The organism is Nocardia sp. NPDC004260, from assembly GCF_053603155.1.
Genome location: NZ_JBSGEZ010000037.1, coordinates 1 through 15948 on the forward strand (window position 1 = coordinate 1; position 15948 = coordinate 15948).

Sequence of the window (15948 nt, forward strand, 5' to 3'; positions counted from 1 at the left end):
GGGCGACATCGACCGAAACACCTACAAGATTGAGATCGACGTCACCATCAACACCAGTTGACACCAGCCCGACCAGCCTATGTGAGCGGCATTGCACCTAGGTGCGCGTATCCTGTATATAGCTGTCGAGCCCGATCTCGGGGAGCGACACGTGTATTTCACCGATAGTCGTCCGGCGAAACTCCGAACTATTCCCGGATGATTCATCCGGTGTGTCGGCGCGTCCTCCGCCATCGTGCCCGACGGGCTGATCCGTGTTCCGGATCTCACCCGAAGGGAGGTGAACTACAGTGTTGGATCAGATGATGGGGATGATTCGCGACATGTGGAACAGTATGTTCCCGGGCATGCCGATGCCGATGCTTCCGATGATGTAGTAGCCGTCCCACAAGCCGGAAAACCGCAGTTGTGCAAGCGTCCGACAATTCTGCGTCGAGGCGATGGGTGCGGCTTTTCCGAACGAGGTGTGCAATTTCCGTACGGTGGTACATCCACTTTGTGGCCTACCGTATTCGATGCGATATTCCCGTAGACACGAGAGTGGAATCCGCCGGCCATCTGCGCGGGCGGAATGAAATGACTCGGCGGACCGTGGCCGAGCCTCGGCCCCGCGGCCGGTCGGCGGATGCGAAGGCGATCGACCTCGATGGAGGTGCGCCATGACCGAGGATCCGCGGCAGGCGAAGCGGCCGGTGAGCGCCGCGCTGGCCGGCCCGTACGGGCACCCTTTCCATCCGATCCTGGTCACCGTCCCGATCGGCGCATGGGTCGCCAGTCTGGTGTTCGACCTCGCGTCCCGAGTGGTGGACGATTCGGAGTTCCTGGTCAAGGGGTCGTTGTGGCTGATCGCGATCGGCGTGCTCGGCGCCTTGGCCGCCGCGACGATCGGGTTCCTCGACCTGCTCGCGATTCCGACCGGTACGCCCGCCTTCCGCACCGGCTTGCTGCACCTGACCCTCAATCTGCTGGTGACCGTCGCCTACGCGGTCGGTTTCGTCTGGCGGCGGGGCGCAGACACCGCACGCGCGGTTCCGGCCGGGCCCTTGGCGCTGTCGGTGGCGGCCCTGGTGGCATTGGCGATGTCGGGGTATCTCGGGGGCAAGCTCGCCTACCGGTACGGCGTACGTGTCGCCGACGAGGCCACCCAGGCGAGCGGCTTCACGCGCTGAATCCCTTCCCAACGTCAGGAGGCACACCATGGGCATCGCCGCATTGATCTTCTGGCTGCTCACCGCGGGCGGCGGTTTCTTCCTGCTCGGCACCTGGATCGCCAAGGGCGGCACGCGTCAGCCGAATTCGACCCAGCTGCCCGCGCCGGTGTTGTTCGGGCACTTCCTGCTCGCCGTGGCCGGACTGATCGTGTGGATCGTGTACCTCGTCGTCGACAACACGGCGTGGGCATGGACCGCCTTCGTGCTGCTGATCCCGGTCGCGCTACTCGGATTCACGATGTTGGTGCGCTGGATTCCCGCCTATCGAGCGCGTTCCGCCGCGGGAACGGTCGAACGCCGCTCCGCCGCGGGAACGGCCGAACCGCCCGAAGGGCACTTTCCCGTTGCCGTCGTCGCGGCTCACGGCGTCTTCGCCGTGACGACCGTCGTGCTGGTGTTCCTCACCGCGCTCGGCGTCGGCAGCTGACCTCTCGTCCCCGGACGAGCACCACCGGTGGGTGGCCGCGGCGGCCGGAGTGCCCAGTCATTTCGCGCAGGCCGCGGGCGGCGAGGGTTGTGCACTGTCGCAGGCCGGGGCGGTGAGGTCGTAGACCGCGACGTTGCCGATGTGTACCGCGCTGTAGTGCGCCGACACCCAATCGGCGATGTCTTTGTGCCCGGCCGGCCGCCACCATCCGTTGTCCGGGGCGTCGGTCCGGCCGGCCCCGGCGGCCTGGTCGCGCACCCGCCACGAATCGGGCAGCCGCACCTCCTGCGCGAGGTAGTACGTCACCTGATGGGTGCGCACCATGGTCTGGAACTCGTCGAGGGTGGGCACCGGATCGTCGGAAGTGAAGCCGCCGATCGCGATGACCGAGGTGTGGGTGGCGAGTTCCAGCGACGCGGCGACCGAGGACCGGTCCACGGCAGCCGACCAGGGGGTGGCGGTGTCGCGCAACAGCGTGGCGAGTTGGGGTTCGACCTCCCCGTCGACGAACGCGGTGACCTCGCGGCGTATGTCGTTCGACGGATCCGCCGTCGTGGGCCGTGCCGGGCCCACGGTAGGACTGCCTCCCGTGTGCGCCTGCGGCAGAGTGGCCGCGGCGTATGCTGTCGTTCCGCCGATCCCGGCGAGCACGCCCACGGCGACGAGCACCGATACGGCCCTGGCTCGCACCCGTCGCGCCCCGGCCGGGAACGCGGCGGCGACCAGTCCGAGCGCCACCGCCAGCGAGATCGCCATGAGCGTCCAGCGCAGCGGCGGCAGCCACCCGGGATTGCGGTTCAGCAGGACGAACGCCCACAGTCCCGACGTCAGCACCAGTGCGGCGGCGCCGACGCGACCGAACGCCTCCGACCGGCGCCGCCACGCCTCGGCCACCCCGACCGCGAACATCCCGGCCACGGCCGGACCGATTGTCAACGTGTAGTAGGCGTGCATACCGCCGCGCATCACGGTGAACGCGACGCCGTCGACGACCAGCCACAGCCCGAACGCCAGCGCGGCCGCACGCACCGGGTCCGTTCGTGGCGCACCCCGACGGGAGACGAGCACCAGTGCGAAGGCGAGCAGGGCGGCCGGAAGCAGCCAGGAGATCTCGAAACCGATCTCACCGGTGAACAGGCGAGCCGGGCCTGGTCCGCTGAAGCCGCCGAACCCGCCGCCGGTGTGCCCGGCGGAGGCAGGCATCTCGTACCCCGGAGGCAGCGCGAATCTATTGCCGCCGTGGTGGTTCTGTCCCAGGAAGCGAGCGAACCCGTTGTAGCCCAGCACCAGATCCATGAACGTGTTGTCCGTCGAGCCTGCCAGGTACGGCCGCGCCGTGGCGGGCCACAGCACCGTCAGCAGCACATACCAGCCGGACGAGACGACCAGTGCCGCCGCGGCGGCCGACAAGTGCAGCAACCGGTTTCGCACCGAGGTCGGCGCGACGATCAGATAGGTGAGCGCCAAGGCGGGCAACACCATGAGACCTTCGAGCATCTTCGCCAGGAACGCGAACCCGAGCGCGACGCCCGCCAGCATCAGCCAGCGCGCGCTCGCCTGCCGCGCCGACCGAAGCGTGCAGTACGCGCCCGCGGTCATCAGCAGCACCATCACGGCATCCGGATTGTTGAACCGGAACATCAACGCCACCACCGGCGTTGCCGCCAGCGCGGCTCCGGCGAGCAGTCCGGCGGCCCGGCTGGTCGTCGCCCCGGCGACCATCGCGTACATCAATGCCACCGCGGCGACAGCCATCAGCGCCTGCGGCACCAGCATGCTCGCGCTGCCGAATCCGAACAGCTGCCCCGAAACACCCATCACCCATTGCGACACCGGCGGCTTGTCCACCGTGATGAAGTTGCCCGGGTCGAGAGAACCGAACAGCACCGCTTTCCAGTCCCGCGCACCCGACCAGGCCGCCGCGGCGTAGAAGCCGTTGCCCATGCCGTTGACCGTGATGTGCCACAAGTACGCGGCCGCTGTCCCGAGCAGCAATGCCGCCAGCCCTGCGCGCTCCCATAGCCGCGCGGGCGGTAATCCGCCCCGCTCGGGACGGGTGGCAATCGGATTCGCATCGGGCAGGGTGGCCTCGGCGGGGATCGCTGTCACCGCAGGAGTCTCGCAAGCGTCCTGGTGAATCTCCTGCGCGCATCCTGGCAATCAGCTGTGAGTACCGGACGTTCACCGGCCGACGGGCACGCGGGCGGCCGGCCGGTGGATCGTCGCGCCGTGGCCGTCAGATCTTGCGGATGACCGTGACGACCTTGCCCAGGATCTGGGCGTCGTTGCCGGGGATCGGCTCGAAGACCGGGTTGTGCGGCATCAGCCAGACGTCCTTGCCGGTGCGCTTGAAGGTCTTCACCGTGGCCTCACCGTCGATCATCGCCGCGACGATGTCGCCGTTCTCGGCGACGTTCTGCTGCCGCACCACCACCCAGTCGCCGTCGCAGATCGCCGCGTCGATCATGGATTGACCGACGACCTTCAGCAGGAACAGCGAACCGTCGCCGACCAGCTCGCGCGGCAGCGGGAAGACGTCCTCCACGGCCTGCTCGGCCAGGATCGGGCCACCGGCGGCGATGCGGCCGAGCACCGGAACGAAGGTGGGGACGGGACGATCGACGTCGACGCTGATCTCACCGTCGTCGACCGCGGCGACCGGCAAGCTGGTCACCGACCGCACCACTTCGTCCAGGCCCCTGACGTCCACGGCACGCGGGCGATTCGGGTCCCGGCGCAGGTAGCCCTTGCGTTCCAGGGCGCGCAGCTGATGGGCGACCGACGAGGTGGACGTGAGGCCGACGGCGTCACCGATCTCCCGGATGCTCGGCGGGTAGCCGCGCTCGCTCACCGAGGTGCGGATCACCTCGAGCACTTTGCGCTGACGCACGGTGAGATCCGCCCCGCTACCCGCCGCGTCGGCGCCGCTCTCGGTCTCGTCACCCGTGTCGTCCGTCTGCCTCACCGCAACCGCCCTTTCCTGCTGTGCCAGGCCGGTCCGCGCCCGGCATGTGTCTTCTCGGCCTGTCGTGTCTTCGGTCCTTCGAATCTAGTCCGGTAGCGCCGCTGGATCAAACATCTGTTCGACGCATGTCGGGTGTTCCTGCTGACTTTGTCGTCGCGGCGTGGTAGAAATCGAACACCAGTTCTTCGAACATGTGAGCGAATGAGCGCGGAACGCGTGTTCGAACGGCTCGACCGGCAACGGAGCACCCACTACGGAGGTTTGTCCGATGAGCACTGCGATCAGCCATGTCACCCCTTCGATCGCTGCGGCGGAGGCCGAAGCCGAGCGCCGCGTCGCCGATCCGGCCCCGGCGCAGGATGATCTCGGGTACGAGACTGCTCGGCGGCTGCTGTGCGGCGGTGCGCGCCCGCGCACGCTGACGCCCGCGCATCGATCAGCGGTCGATCGGCGCCCACCCGGCGCGCGTCCCGGTACGGGCATGCTCGCTTATGACCGAAGCGTAAGCACTTTCGCGCGGCGTCGTCCTCGTGGCGAACATCCCATGCGCCGGGTCGAGCAGGCGCAGATCGGGTTCGCCGCCCTCGCCGTCGCCGCCCTGCTCACCGCTTCGACGGTGGTGGGCTTGATCGCTTTGTCACATGTGCGCGCGGGTGAATGGGGCGGTGGGTCCGGCCGGCCGGTGCCGGCCGTGGTGGATGGCCCGAGCGTGCCGATGGACGGCAATTCGCGCTGAGCGCAAGGGAAATCGGCCACCCTGGGCGGCCGGAATTGTTGATCGAAAACTAGAACGTGTTGCTACCGTGCTGAAAACATGATCCGGGCGACGCCGCCCGAACGATGTCGGGACTTCTCAGCACATGACACTCCTTACCGCAGGGCGCTCGGTTCGCGTCTTCACCCGCCTTGCCGCCTTGTCCTTCTGCCTGGTCTTCGGGCTCGGCGCGGCAGCCATCGCCAGGGCGGAGCCCGCCTACGCGGCGTATCTCGATCTCCCGTCCGTCAATGGCGACGGTGCGGGGCCGGGTGGACTCGATCCGCTGCTCCCACTGAGCGAATTCGACCTAGCGGAGGCGTTGCGGCAGGCACGGGCCGACGGAGTGCCGCCGCGCAGATACGCGACGCTGCTGCACCAGTACTGGCTGGTGGTCGCCACCCGCAACGCCGACATCGACCTGGCGGCCTGGGATCCCGGTCGGGGCCCGCGCCCGAACGAACGCACTTTCAATCAGGTGTACGTCAACTATCTGCGGCTGGCCACCCAGCACCCGGAGTTCTTCTGGGCGGGACTCGCCGGCATCGCGGGCGGATCGTTCGCCTCCGGATTCTTCGACATGAGCGATGCGGGCGTCTTCCTGGACTTGCCCGGCATCCATCGACTCGGCGACACGGTCGCCGATCTCCTGCGCGCCACGCCACCGGAACTGGCGGCTGCGCTGCCGGAGGACATCCGGCTGTTCGCTACCGAGGGTTCTCGGCTGACCGCGGCGGACGTCGCCTGGTACCAGACACGCCTGATGATCATGCAGAAGCACATCTTCACGGATCTGGTGCCGATGCACGAGGCCTACGTCGCGCTCGGCATGCGCGGAATCGACGAGATGTACGCGGCCGGTGTGCTGGACGACGACATCCACGCCGCTTGGCGGTCGATCGACTCGGGCGCCCGGGACGGCTACATCGACGCGCTGGTCCGGATGACCGATCGGGAGCAGAACCACGTCGTGGCCGACCAGTGGGATGAGACGTCGGCGGGTCGTGCGCCGATCGGCCGCGTGCTCACCTATGTCAGCACCATCGCGGGTAAACCCGCTGTCCCGGGCGTTCGCGCGCCAGGCGTGTTCGCCCCGACGGTGGTGAGCGCCGAAGTCGGAGGCCGCGGCCTCGCGCTGCGCGTCCCGTTGCCCGGCTTCAACTGGGCCGACCGCGACACCCGATGGAACTACATCACCGGTGACCTGGTGCCCCGCCACATCGATATGGAGACCGATCCTGTCTCGGCCGGCGCCGTCCTCGGCGAGGCGTTCTGGAACAAGCTGGCGCGCGGTCGCCTGGCCGCCCGCTTACCGGAGCTGCTCGCGGACCTGACCGCGCACTGGCAGATCTCCGGATAACCGAGCAGCGTCCGATAGCCGGGGTGAGTGCGACAAACCGGAAACTCGGACGGGTATCCTCGAAGTGTTATGCAGGTATTCCGCGTGTCGCACGAGGAATACCTGGTGCCGGGGTATAGACCTCTGTACACGGGCTCGCCGGACCGATCGCCGCGATCGGTGCTCGGTCCGGACGCGAGCACGCGCATCGACGAAGGATTTCTCGGATGCATTGCCCGTACTGCCGACACCCCGACTCTCGGGTGGTGGATTCGCGCGAGGCCGACGAAGGCGCGGCCATCCGTCGCCGTCGCGCCTGCCCGCAATGTGGGCGGCGGTTCACCACGGTGGAGACGGCCATTCTGTCGGTGGTCAAGCGTAGCGGCGTCACCGAGCCGTTCAGCCGTGAGAAGGTCATCCGGGGTGTGCGCCGGGCCTGCCAAGGCCGTGAGGTCGATGACGACGCGCTGAACCTGCTCGCCCAGCAGGTGGAAGACGCGGTGCGGGCGAAGGGTTCTCCCGAGGTGCCCAGTCACGAGGTGGGCTTGGCCATTCTCGGCCCGCTGCGGGATCTGGACGAGGTGGCCTACCTGCGCTTCGCCTCGGTCTACCGATCGTTCACCTCGGCCGACGACTTCGAACGCGAGATCAGGGAGATGCGCAGGGCGCGTGCGGAAGCGTTGTCGGCCGCCGACTGACTCAGCGTCGCACAGCGGCGATCGCCTTCTCGATTCGCTTGGCCGACACCGGAAATGGGGTGCCGAGCTTCTGCGCGAACAGGCTGACCCGGAATTCCTCGATCATCCACCAGATCTCGGTGACCGCGGGCGCATGCTTGCGGTTCTCCGGTAGCGACGCGACCAGGCGCTCGTAGGCGGCCAGCGCCCGATCGAGTTCGGCCATGCCCTGCCGATCGCGAACGGCGGAGCCGGGCAGCGCCTCCAGTCGCGCCACCGCGGCCTGGAGATAACGGGGCAGCTCACGCAGCCTCGTCGCGCCCGTCTCGGAGACGAAGCCGCGGAACACCAGGTTGTCGAGCTGATGACGGACGTCATCGGCGATGTCGCGCTCGCTCGTTCGCTCCAGCGCCGCTGAGACTTGGTGTGCGCCGGCGAGGATCGGCACGACCAGGCGAACGAAACGAGCGACGGTAGCGGCGAAGTCGGGCCGGATCCGGGCGACGAGCGCGTCGAATTCCGCCGGGTCGTGCACCGGCCCGCCCGCGGCCGCGAGCAGTTCGTCGGCGGCGGCCGCGCGGCAGTCCTCGAGCAGCGCCTCCAGCGAGCCGTACGGATTCTGACTCAGGGCGAGGCGGTCCGCGGGCGACAGGCCCGCGGTGGCGGAGCGGACCGACGTCGGCAGTGCGTGCAGCAGCAACGCTCTGGTGCCGAGGCGCATGGCGGCGGCCTGCTCGGCGGGGGAGCTGAGAACCCGGAGCGCCACGCCGTCCTCTTCGGCGACGAGCGCGGGATATCCGGTGACGGTCTGGCCCGCCACCTCGCGCCGCACCGTCGGCGCGATGGTGCCGAGCGATTCGGAGGTCCACACCGTGGCCGGAGGGCGTTCCGCGCCCGCGGTGGCCCGGGCGACCGAGGCGGAGACCTGTTCGGCCAGCTGCGTTTTCAGCGCGGCGAGGCTCTTGCCGCGCGCGAGCGTGGCCCCGTCGCCGCCGACGGCCGCGAAGGTCATGCGCAGGTGGTCGGGCAGCGCGGCGATGTCGAAGTCGGTGGGGGCGATCGGAACCGAACCCAGCCGGGACAGCTCGCGCGCCAGCCCGGCGCGCAGCGGCTCCGCACGGGGGGTGAGCGCCGCCAAGGCGGCGGTCGCGAAATCGGGGGCGGGAACAACGCTGCGCCGCAAGGCCTTCGGCAACGTCTTGATCAGGGCGGCGGCCAGTTCGTCGCGCATGCCCGGCACCAGCCAGTCGAAACCGACGGCGCGAACGTGGGCGAGCTGTTCCACCGGTATACGCACGGTGACGCCGTCGTCCTCGTTGCCCGGTTCGAACTGGTAGGAGAGCGGGAAACTGAGTTCGCCCTGCCGCCAGGAGTCGGGGAACGCCGCCGGGTCCAGCGCGGCCGCGCCCTCGTTGACCACGGTGGCGGTGGAGAAGTCCAGCTGCGCCGGGTCCTCCCGGCCTGCGGCGCGCCACCAGCTGTCGAAGTGCCGCACCGACACGATGTCGGCAGGCAGGCGCTTGTCGTAGAACTCGAACAGCACCTCGTCGTCGACCAGGATGTCGCGGCGGCGGGCGCGGTGCTCCAGGTCGGCGACATCGTCCAGCAGCGCGCGATTGCGGTGGAAGAACTCGTGCCGGGTCTGCCACTCGCCCTGCACCAGGGCATGGCGGATGAACAACTCGCGTGACAGCTCCGGGTCGATGCGGCCGTAATCCACGGGCCTGCCGGTGACCAGTGGGATGCCGTACAACGTCACGCGTTCGTAGGCGCGCGCCGCGCCTCGCTTGGCCGACCAGTGTGGTTCGGAGTAGGTGCGCTTGACGAGGTCGCCCGCCAGTCGCTCGGCCCATTCGGGCTCGATCTTCGCGGCCATCCGGCCCCACAGCCGTGAGGTCTCGACCAGTTCGGCGGCCATCACCCAGCGGGGCGGCTTCTTGGCCAGCGACGAACCGGGGAAGATCATGAACTTGGCGTTGCGGGCGCCGAGGAACTCCCGGGTTTCGGCCTCGCGGACGCCGATGTGCGACAGCATGCCCGCCAGCAGCGCCTGATGGATGGATGTGGCATCCCAGGGGAGTCCGTCGTCCACGATGGCCGCGGTGGCGGACCTGCCACGTTCGGAGCCCGCGCGTAAGTCGCCACCGCGACCCCTGCGTGACCCGTTGCCGGACTTGCGATCCGGTGCCGCCGCTTCGGTTCGGTCCGGTTTCGCGCCGTCCTCCGCGTGCTCCGCGCGCGTCGACCAGCCGAGGCCCCTGGTGATGGTGCGCAGCTGCCCGTGCAGATCCTGCCACTCCCGGATCCGCAGGTAGTGCAGGAACTCCTCCCGGCACAGACGGCGGAACTGATTGGACGACAACGACTTGCGCTGTCCGCCGAGATATTCCCACAGTCGCAGGTAGGCCAGGAAATCGGAGCCGTCGACGGTGAACCGCGCGTGCTTGGCGTCGGCGGCCTGCTGCTGATCGGCGGGCCGCTCGCGGACGTCCTGGATCGACAGCGCCGCGACGATGACCAGCACGTCGGCCAGGCACCCGGTGCGCTGCGCCTCCACCAGCATCCGCGCCATCCTGGGATCGACGGGGAGCTGGGCCATCTCGCGGCCGATCGGCGTCAGCGACAGTGCGGCGTCGTCGCCACTCGCTCTGGCCCCGCCGTCCCGCCGCGCGAGGGCGCCGAGCTCCTCGAGCAGGGCGACGCCGTCGCGGATGGCGCGGCGGTCCGGCGCCTCCACGAACGGGAAGTTCTCGATGTCACCGAGGCCGAGCGCGGTCATCTGCAGGATCACCGCGGCGAGGTTGGTGCGCAGGATCTCCGGATCGGTGAAGGTGGGCCGGGATTCGAAGTCGTCTTCCGAATACAGGCGGATGCAGATGCCGTCGGCGACGCGACCGCAACGTCCGGATCGCTGCCGCGCCGATGCCTGGGACACTGGTTCGATCGGCAGCCGTTGCACTTTGGTGCGCATGGAATAGCGCGAGATCCGCGCGGTGCCCGGGTCGACGACGTATCGGATCCCCGGCACCGTGAGCGAGGTCTCCGCGACGTTCGTCGCGAGCACCACCCGGCGGCCGGTGTGCGGGGCGAACACGCGGTGCTGCTCGGCGGTGGACAGCCGGGCGTACAGCGGAAGGATCTCGGTGCGCGGCAGCTTCAGATCGCGCAGCGCGTCCGCGGTGTCGCGGATCTCGCGTTCGCCGGACAGGAATACCAGCACGTCGCCGTCGCCCGCGGCGAACAGTTCGGTCACCGCGTCACCGATGGCGTCCACCGGGTCCCGGTCGACGATGCGGGTGTCTTCGTCGTCTTCGTCCTCGGCGGCGCTCGGCAGCTCCAGCGCGAGCGGCCGGTAGCGGATCTCCACCGGGTACGAGCGCCCGGAGACCTCGACGATCGGTGCTGGCGTGCCCTGTTCGTCCGCGAAATGCCGGGCGAACAGCTCGGGATCGATGGTCGCCGAGGTGATGATCACCTTGAGGTCGGGCCTGCGGGGCAGCAGCTGTTTGAGGTAGCCGAGCAGGAAGTCGATGTTGAGACTGCGTTCGTGCGCCTCATCGATGATGATCGTGTCGTAGCGGCGCAGCAGCCGGTCGCGCTGGATCTCCGCGAGCAGGATGCCGTCGGTCATCAACTTGACCAGAGTGGTTTCGGAGGCGTGGTCGGTGAACCGCACCGTGTAGCCGACCACGTCGCCGAGTTCGGTGCCCAGCTCCTCGGCGATGCGCTCGGCTACGGTGCGCGCGGCGAGCCTGCGGGGCTGGGTGTGCCCGATGGTGCCACGGATGCCGCGGCCGAGTTCGAGGCAGATCTTCGGGATCTGGGTGGTCTTGCCGGAGCCGGTCTCGCCCGCGACGATGACCACCTGGTGCGCGGCGATGGCCGCGGCGATGTCCTCGCGGCGCGCGGTGACCGGTAGCTGCTCCGGGTAGCGGATCTCCGGCACCGCGGCGCGCCGCGCTTCGACGCACAGTTCGGCCGCTGTGATCTCGGTCTCCACCTCGCCCAGGTCGCCGCCGCGCGCTTTGTCGAGCCTGCGCCGCAACCGGTGTTCGTCGCGAAGGGAGAGATTCGCCAGGCGGGTGCGAAGGTCGCGGAGATCGGTGGCGGCTGTCCTGGTCATTGCATCGACCAGCCTAGCGAAATCCGCCAGCGAATTTTTCCACCAGGCGGTGCGTCCGGTAGCCGAGTAAGCCAGAGGTGTGCGATCGGCGCGGTGTCCCGCCCGGATATGCGCGGTTCAGCGCCGATGCGCGCGGTGCTTGCGTCCGGTTCGCGGAGCGGCCGCGGTGTTCGGAGGTATGGACCGTGGCCGGGGAACCGGTAAAGGTGGAAGACATGAACGCGCTATGGCATGGCTTCGCCGACATGGGCGCCGTCGAGCGGGACGGAGCGTTCGTGGTCGCCCGCGGGGAGGGCGCCTACGTCTTCGACCGGGCGGGCAACCGCTACCTGGACGCCACCGCGGGCCTGTGGTTCGCCAACGTGGGCCACGGGCGCGCCGAGATCGCCGACGCGGTGGCCGCCCAGCTGCGCACGATCGCGCACTACTCCAATTTCGGCGACATCACCGAGCCCGCCACCCAGGAACTCGCCGAGCGGCTCGCCGGGCTCGCGCCGGTCCCCGGGAGCAAGATCTTCTTCACCTCGGGCGGCTCCGACTCCGTCGACACCGCGACCAAGCTCGCCCGCCGCTACTGGCACGAACTAGGGCAGCCGGGCAAGACGATCATGGTCGGGCGGCGGATGGCCTATCACGGCATGCACGTGGGCGGCACCGCGCTCGGTGGCCTACCGGGAAACCGCGAAGGCTACGGCGAGCTGATGCCCGCGGCGCGCACCGTGGCATGGGACGACGCGAAAGCACTGCTCGCCCTCATCGAGGAGGTCGGCGCCGAGCGGATCGCCGCGTTCTTCTGCGAACCCGTCATCGGCGCGGGCGGTGTGTATCCGCCACCGGCGGGTTACCTCGCCGAGGTGCGCCGGATCTGCCGCGACCACGACATCCTGTTCGTCGCCGACGAAGTGGTCACGGGTTTCGGCCGCATCGGCGGAGCGTGGTTCGCCTCGTCCCGGCTCGCGCTGGAACCCGATCTGATGACCACCGCGAAGGGACTGACCTCCGGATATCTCCCGATGGGCGCGGTATTCGCCGCCCCGCGCGTGGCGGAGCCGTTCTTCGCCGGCGGCGTCTGGTGGCGGCACGGCTACACCTACGGCGGCCACGCGGGCGCGGCGGCCGCCGCGCTGGCGAATCTCGACATCGTCGAGCGGGAAGACCTGCTCGCGGCCGCTCTGCGCCTGGAATCCAGCCTGCACGATCAGCTGTCGGTGCTCGCCGAACACCCCAGGGTCGCCGAGGTGCGCAGCGGATTCGGCGCCGTCGCGGCCATCCAGCTCGCCGATCCCGCCGAAGGGCCGCGACTGGTCAAGACGTTGCGCGCGCACGGCATCTCCGGTCGCGCCGCGGGCCAAGGAGCCATGCAGGTCTCCCCGGCCTTCGTCATGACCGACGACCAGGTCGCCGAGCTCGTCGAGGGATTCACCCGCGCGTTGAACGATGCGTGACGTCAGAGGTCACGGCTCATGAAGACGCTGTGCGGATCAGGGCGGTAGTCACCGAATGGCGCGCAGAGGGCGAAGCCGTGGGCGGCGTAGAGCCGTCGTGCGGGCCGGAAGAAATCATGAGCACCCGTCTCGAGGCTGAGGCTGCGGTAGCGGCGCGCGGTGGCCTCGGCGAGCAGATGACGCAGCAGCGTGGTCGCGATACCGCGGCGTTGATGCGTCGCGGCGGTGCGCATGGATTTGATCTCGGCGTGGTCGTCGTCGAGGCGCTTCACCGCGGCGCATCCGGCGAGGGCCGCACCATCCCATGCGGTCCAGAACGTGACGTCCGGATGACGCAGCGCCGCCAGGTCCAACGCGTGCATGCTCTCGGCGGGCGAGTGCGCGGCCATCTCGGCGAGGTGCTCGGTGAGCAGTGCCGCGACCTCCGGGCCGGTGCGGTCGTCGACGACGATGCGCAGACCGTCGCGCTCGATCTCGGTGACGTGGTTGCCGGCCTGGTGGGGCATGACTCCATCATGGCGGGTCGCTCGGTTCCACCCGCATCCCGCCGCTGACTCGGCACCTCGCCGAGGCCGCACCCGAGCGTTCCCCGGGCGGCCTCGAATGAAGGACCGTCGCGCGGAGCCGTTCTCCGCGACACGGCGGAGGACGCCGCGAAGTCGTCGCAACCACTGTCGTTCAACCGAATCCGCGATGCGACGCGCACGCCGGAACTCGGCAATGAGGGCATGCGATCGGAATGCTGAGGTATGGCTCCCTCAGCGTCGTACATGATGTGCGCGATTTGAAAATGACACCCCGAAGGCTCCGGGATGCGAGCATGGAAGGGCGACGACCGTGGTCGCCGTGCTGAGAGGTGGTGGGGTGTGGCGCAGTTCGTGCAGGAGTATGCCGTATTGCGGTGGACGATGGTGGCGGCGTTCGTGATCGCCGCGGGGATCGTGCTGTCGCGGGTGGCGGCGGCCGCGACGTCGTCGACCGGGTCCGTCGCGCAGACGCGGCCACCGTCGGACGCCTCGGCCGGGCACTCCGAATCCGATGCGGCCCACCTGGTGATGTGCCTGGTGATGCTCGGCATGCTGGTGTTTCCCTCGGGCGCGAGCCCGCATGCGGTGCGCGGCGTGCTGACGGCGATGGCCGTGGTGTTCGCCGGGTTGCTGACTATCCGTGCCGTGGAGCACGCCACCCAGGGGCGGCCATTGCCGATCGACCGGCTGGTACCGCTCGGCTACCACATCGTCGCCGCCGCGGCGATGCTCTACGCGATGTCCGGCCATACGGCTTCCGGCCATGTGGGCGGTCCGTCCACCGGACCGGCGCTCGTTCTCGCCGTGCTGTTCCTGCTCGACGCGCTTCTGGTGACCTTCACCGCCTGTACCGGCTGGACCCGGGCGCACGTGCCGGGGCCGCTGGGGCTGCTGGTGCGTTCCGGCGGCTGCGTCGCCGCCCTCACCGGTCCCGCGAAACCGTGGGCGGCGGTGCCGCATGTGGTGATGGACGCGGGCACCGCTTACATGCTCGTGGCCGTGATCATTCGTTGACCGTGACCAATCCGGTTTCCCGCGCATACCGAACCCCTGTGCATGCAGGCACGGGATTCGGCCACGAGCAACGAACACGGTTCTGCTTCACCCCATCGCTCCGGCGGTCCGGCGCGTGCGCGCGGGGAAACCGATGACCCGGCGCTCGCGTGCCCGCTGCCCACCGGCTACGACCGAGCAGGGGCGACCCGCGCGCGCCGTGAGCTCGCGGCGCTGCTCGCCGCCGCCGGCGCGGGCGATCGTGGCGCGTTCACCGAGTTCTATCAGCTGACCAGTCCGCGGGTGTTCGGGCTCGCGGTGCGAGTCCTGCGCAGTCATGCCGCCGCGGAGGAGGTGACCCAGGAGGTCTACCTCCAGGTCTGGTCGATGGCCGATCGTTACGATGCCACGCTGGCCGGTCCGGTCGGCTGGCTCATGATGCTCGCCCATCGCCGGGCGGTGGACCGGGTTCGCGCGGAGAGTTCGGCCACCAGCCGGGACCTCGTCTACGCGCATGAGCAGCTCGGTCGCGCCCACGATGTCGTCGCCGAATCGGTCACCCAGCGCATCGAGGAGCAACAGGTGGCCGGCTGCCTGGAGAGGTTGACCCCCACGCAGCGCGAAGCGATCGTGCTGGCCTACTACGGCGGGTGGACCTACCGGGAGGTCGCCGATCGTCTCTCGGTGCCGCTGCCCACGATCAAGACCCGCATCCGCGACGGGCTGAAACGATTGGAGCAATGTTTGTCCGGGGAAGGCAGCGATGGTTGACACCTCGCCGCGCTCGGAGGCGGACCTCATCGACCTTGCCTACCCCTGCGCGCTGGACGCGGTCGCCGATATCGAACGCAGGCACATCGATGCCCGTCTGGCGGCCGCTGACCCGGAGGTGCGCCAGGCGTTCTCCGACACCGTGTGGCAGGTGCGTGATGTCATGGGGCGGCTGGCCGTGCTCGGTGAGCTCGCGCCGCCGCCGGAGCTGGAACGCCGCATCCTGGCCGCGCTGCCCGACGAGCGCGCCGAGCGGTCGAGCACGCGGATCGCGTCGTGGCGGCGCTCGCTGCGCTGGGTGGCGCCGCTCGCGGCCGTCTTGTGCCTGGTGATCGGTGGCAGCGTGGTGACCGCGCAGCTCCTCGGCTCCCACTCGGACCCGGTCGCCGCCGATCGGGTGCACATGCGGACGGTGAACGGATCGTTCGCCGGGGGCGGGCTGCTCGTCGTCGACGCCTCACCCGAACTCGGACGCGCGGTCGTCGTCTTCGATCGGGTCGCTCCGCCGCCGTTGGGCCGGGTGTATCAGGTGTGGCTGGTCGGTTCCGACGGGCAACCGCGCTCGGCGGGATTGCTGAGCGACGTGCCGTCGGCCGAACGGCCGTTCGTCACCGGCTTCCGGTCCGGCGAAGTGCTGGCGGTGAGCGTCGAACCGGACGGCGGTTCGGACGCACCGAGCGGCGATCCGATCGTGGGCGTGACCCTGCCCTGAGCGG

Annotated in this window: 13 protein-coding genes; 9 read left to right on the plus strand and 4 right to left on the minus strand. The window is 69.3% G+C overall.

Annotated elements, in window-relative coordinates; all coding sequences use genetic code 11:
• The first annotated feature begins 659 nt into the window (after window positions 1-659).
• A complete protein-coding gene (locus ACWEO7_RS21620; RefSeq protein WP_452425605.1) occupies window positions 660-1169 on the plus strand; it encodes a DUF2231 domain-containing protein in 510 nt (169 codons plus the stop codon).
• Between the two features lie 28 nt (window positions 1170-1197).
• A complete protein-coding gene (locus ACWEO7_RS21625; RefSeq protein WP_452425608.1) occupies window positions 1198-1638 on the plus strand; it encodes a hypothetical protein in 441 nt (146 codons plus the stop codon).
• Between the two features lie 57 nt (window positions 1639-1695).
• On the opposite strand, the gene ACWEO7_RS21630 is transcribed toward ACWEO7_RS21625, so the two are convergent.
• Both ACWEO7_RS21630 and lexA read right to left on the minus strand, forming a co-directional pair.
• Entirely contained in the window at window positions 1696-3747 is a 2052-nt protein-coding gene (locus tag ACWEO7_RS21630; RefSeq protein WP_452425610.1) for a glycosyltransferase family 39 protein, read from the minus strand.
• A gap of 127 nt (window positions 3748-3874) precedes the next feature.
• Window positions 3875-4603: a transcriptional repressor LexA gene (gene lexA, locus ACWEO7_RS21635; protein WP_452425612.1), complete on the minus strand. Its 729-nt coding sequence runs from the start codon at window positions 4601-4603 to the stop codon at window positions 3875-3877.
• A gap of 268 nt (window positions 4604-4871) precedes the next feature.
• On the opposite strand from lexA, the gene ACWEO7_RS21640 reads away from it, so the two are divergent.
• The 3 genes from ACWEO7_RS21640 (at window position 4872) to nrdR (ending at window position 7394) form a co-directional block, all read left to right on the plus strand.
• The gene (locus tag ACWEO7_RS21640) at window positions 4872-5339 is read left to right on the plus strand and encodes a hypothetical protein (protein WP_452425614.1); all 468 of its coding nucleotides are present in this window, start codon (window positions 4872-4874) and stop codon (window positions 5337-5339) included.
• A gap of 124 nt (window positions 5340-5463) precedes the next feature.
• Window positions 5464-6717, plus strand: coding sequence for a hypothetical protein (locus tag ACWEO7_RS21645; RefSeq protein WP_452425616.1), 1254 nt, complete (start codon window positions 5464-5466; stop codon window positions 6715-6717).
• 206 nt (window positions 6718-6923) lie between these two features.
• On the plus strand, window positions 6924-7394 hold the full coding sequence (nrdR, locus tag ACWEO7_RS21650; protein ID WP_355070293.1) for a transcriptional regulator NrdR: 471 nt from the start codon (window positions 6924-6926) through the stop codon (window positions 7392-7394).
• A 1-nt stretch (window position 7395) separates the two neighbouring features.
• On the opposite strand, the gene hrpA is transcribed toward nrdR, so the two are convergent.
• Window positions 7396-11496, minus strand: coding sequence for an ATP-dependent RNA helicase HrpA (gene hrpA, locus ACWEO7_RS21655; protein WP_452425618.1), 4101 nt, complete (start codon window positions 11494-11496; stop codon window positions 7396-7398).
• A gap of 215 nt (window positions 11497-11711) precedes the next feature.
• Between hrpA and ACWEO7_RS21660 the strand changes: the two genes are divergently transcribed.
• Window positions 11712-12941: an aminotransferase family protein gene (locus ACWEO7_RS21660; protein ID WP_452425620.1), complete on the plus strand. Its 1230-nt coding sequence runs from the start codon at window positions 11712-11714 to the stop codon at window positions 12939-12941.
• 2 nt (window positions 12942-12943) lie between these two features.
• Here the strand turns inward: ACWEO7_RS21660 and ACWEO7_RS21665 are convergent, their stop codons facing one another.
• Window positions 12944-13447 carry a GNAT family N-acetyltransferase gene (locus ACWEO7_RS21665; protein ID WP_452425622.1) on the minus strand — a complete coding sequence of 168 codons (504 nt, stop codon included), beginning with the start codon at window positions 13445-13447 and terminating at the stop codon, window positions 12944-12946.
• Window positions 13448-13807: 360 nt separating this feature from the next.
• Between ACWEO7_RS21665 and ACWEO7_RS21670 the strand changes: the two genes are divergently transcribed.
• From ACWEO7_RS21670 to ACWEO7_RS21680, 3 genes are read left to right on the plus strand one after another with little or no spacing between them, the layout of a single operon-like run.
• The gene (locus tag ACWEO7_RS21670; RefSeq protein WP_452425623.1) at window positions 13808-14482 is read left to right on the plus strand and encodes a DUF5134 domain-containing protein; all 675 of its coding nucleotides are present in this window, start codon (window positions 13808-13810) and stop codon (window positions 14480-14482) included.
• A gap of 42 nt (window positions 14483-14524) precedes the next feature.
• Window positions 14525-15232 carry an ECF RNA polymerase sigma factor SigK gene (sigK, locus tag ACWEO7_RS21675; protein ID WP_452425625.1) on the plus strand — a complete coding sequence of 236 codons (708 nt, stop codon included), beginning with the start codon at window positions 14525-14527 and terminating at the stop codon, window positions 15230-15232.
• On the plus strand, window positions 15225-15944 hold the full coding sequence (locus ACWEO7_RS21680) for an anti-sigma factor (protein ID WP_452425627.1): 720 nt from the start codon (window positions 15225-15227) through the stop codon (window positions 15942-15944). The genes sigK and ACWEO7_RS21680 overlap by 8 nt, the downstream gene beginning before the upstream one ends.
• Window positions 15945-15948: the final 4 nt, after the last annotated feature.

Bases quoted from the DNA above. Each gene is read 5' to 3' on its own strand.
- nrdR (WP_355070293.1), top strand. From the start codon at position 6,924: ATGCATTGCCCGTACTGCCGACACCCCGACTCTCGGGTGGTGGATTCG.
- ACWEO7_RS21680 (WP_452425627.1), top strand. From the start codon at position 15,225: ATGGTTGACACCTCGCCGCGCTCGGAGGCGGACCTCATCGACCTTGCC.
- ACWEO7_RS21640 (WP_452425614.1), top strand. From the start codon at position 4,872: ATGAGCACTGCGATCAGCCATGTCACCCCTTCGATCGCTGCGGCGGAG.
- hrpA (WP_452425618.1), bottom strand. From the start codon at position 11,496: ATGACCAGGACAGCCGCCACCGATCTCCGCGACCTTCGCACCCGCCTG.
- ACWEO7_RS21645 (WP_452425616.1), top strand. From the start codon at position 5,464: ATGACACTCCTTACCGCAGGGCGCTCGGTTCGCGTCTTCACCCGCCTT.
- ACWEO7_RS21620 (WP_452425605.1), top strand. From the start codon at position 660: ATGACCGAGGATCCGCGGCAGGCGAAGCGGCCGGTGAGCGCCGCGCTG.
- sigK (WP_452425625.1), top strand. From the start codon at position 14,525: ATGCAGGCACGGGATTCGGCCACGAGCAACGAACACGGTTCTGCTTCA.
- ACWEO7_RS21665 (WP_452425622.1), bottom strand. From the start codon at position 13,447: ATGCCCCACCAGGCCGGCAACCACGTCACCGAGATCGAGCGCGACGGT.
- ACWEO7_RS21625 (WP_452425608.1), top strand. From the start codon at position 1,198: ATGGGCATCGCCGCATTGATCTTCTGGCTGCTCACCGCGGGCGGCGGT.
- ACWEO7_RS21660 (WP_452425620.1), top strand. From the start codon at position 11,712: ATGAACGCGCTATGGCATGGCTTCGCCGACATGGGCGCCGTCGAGCGG.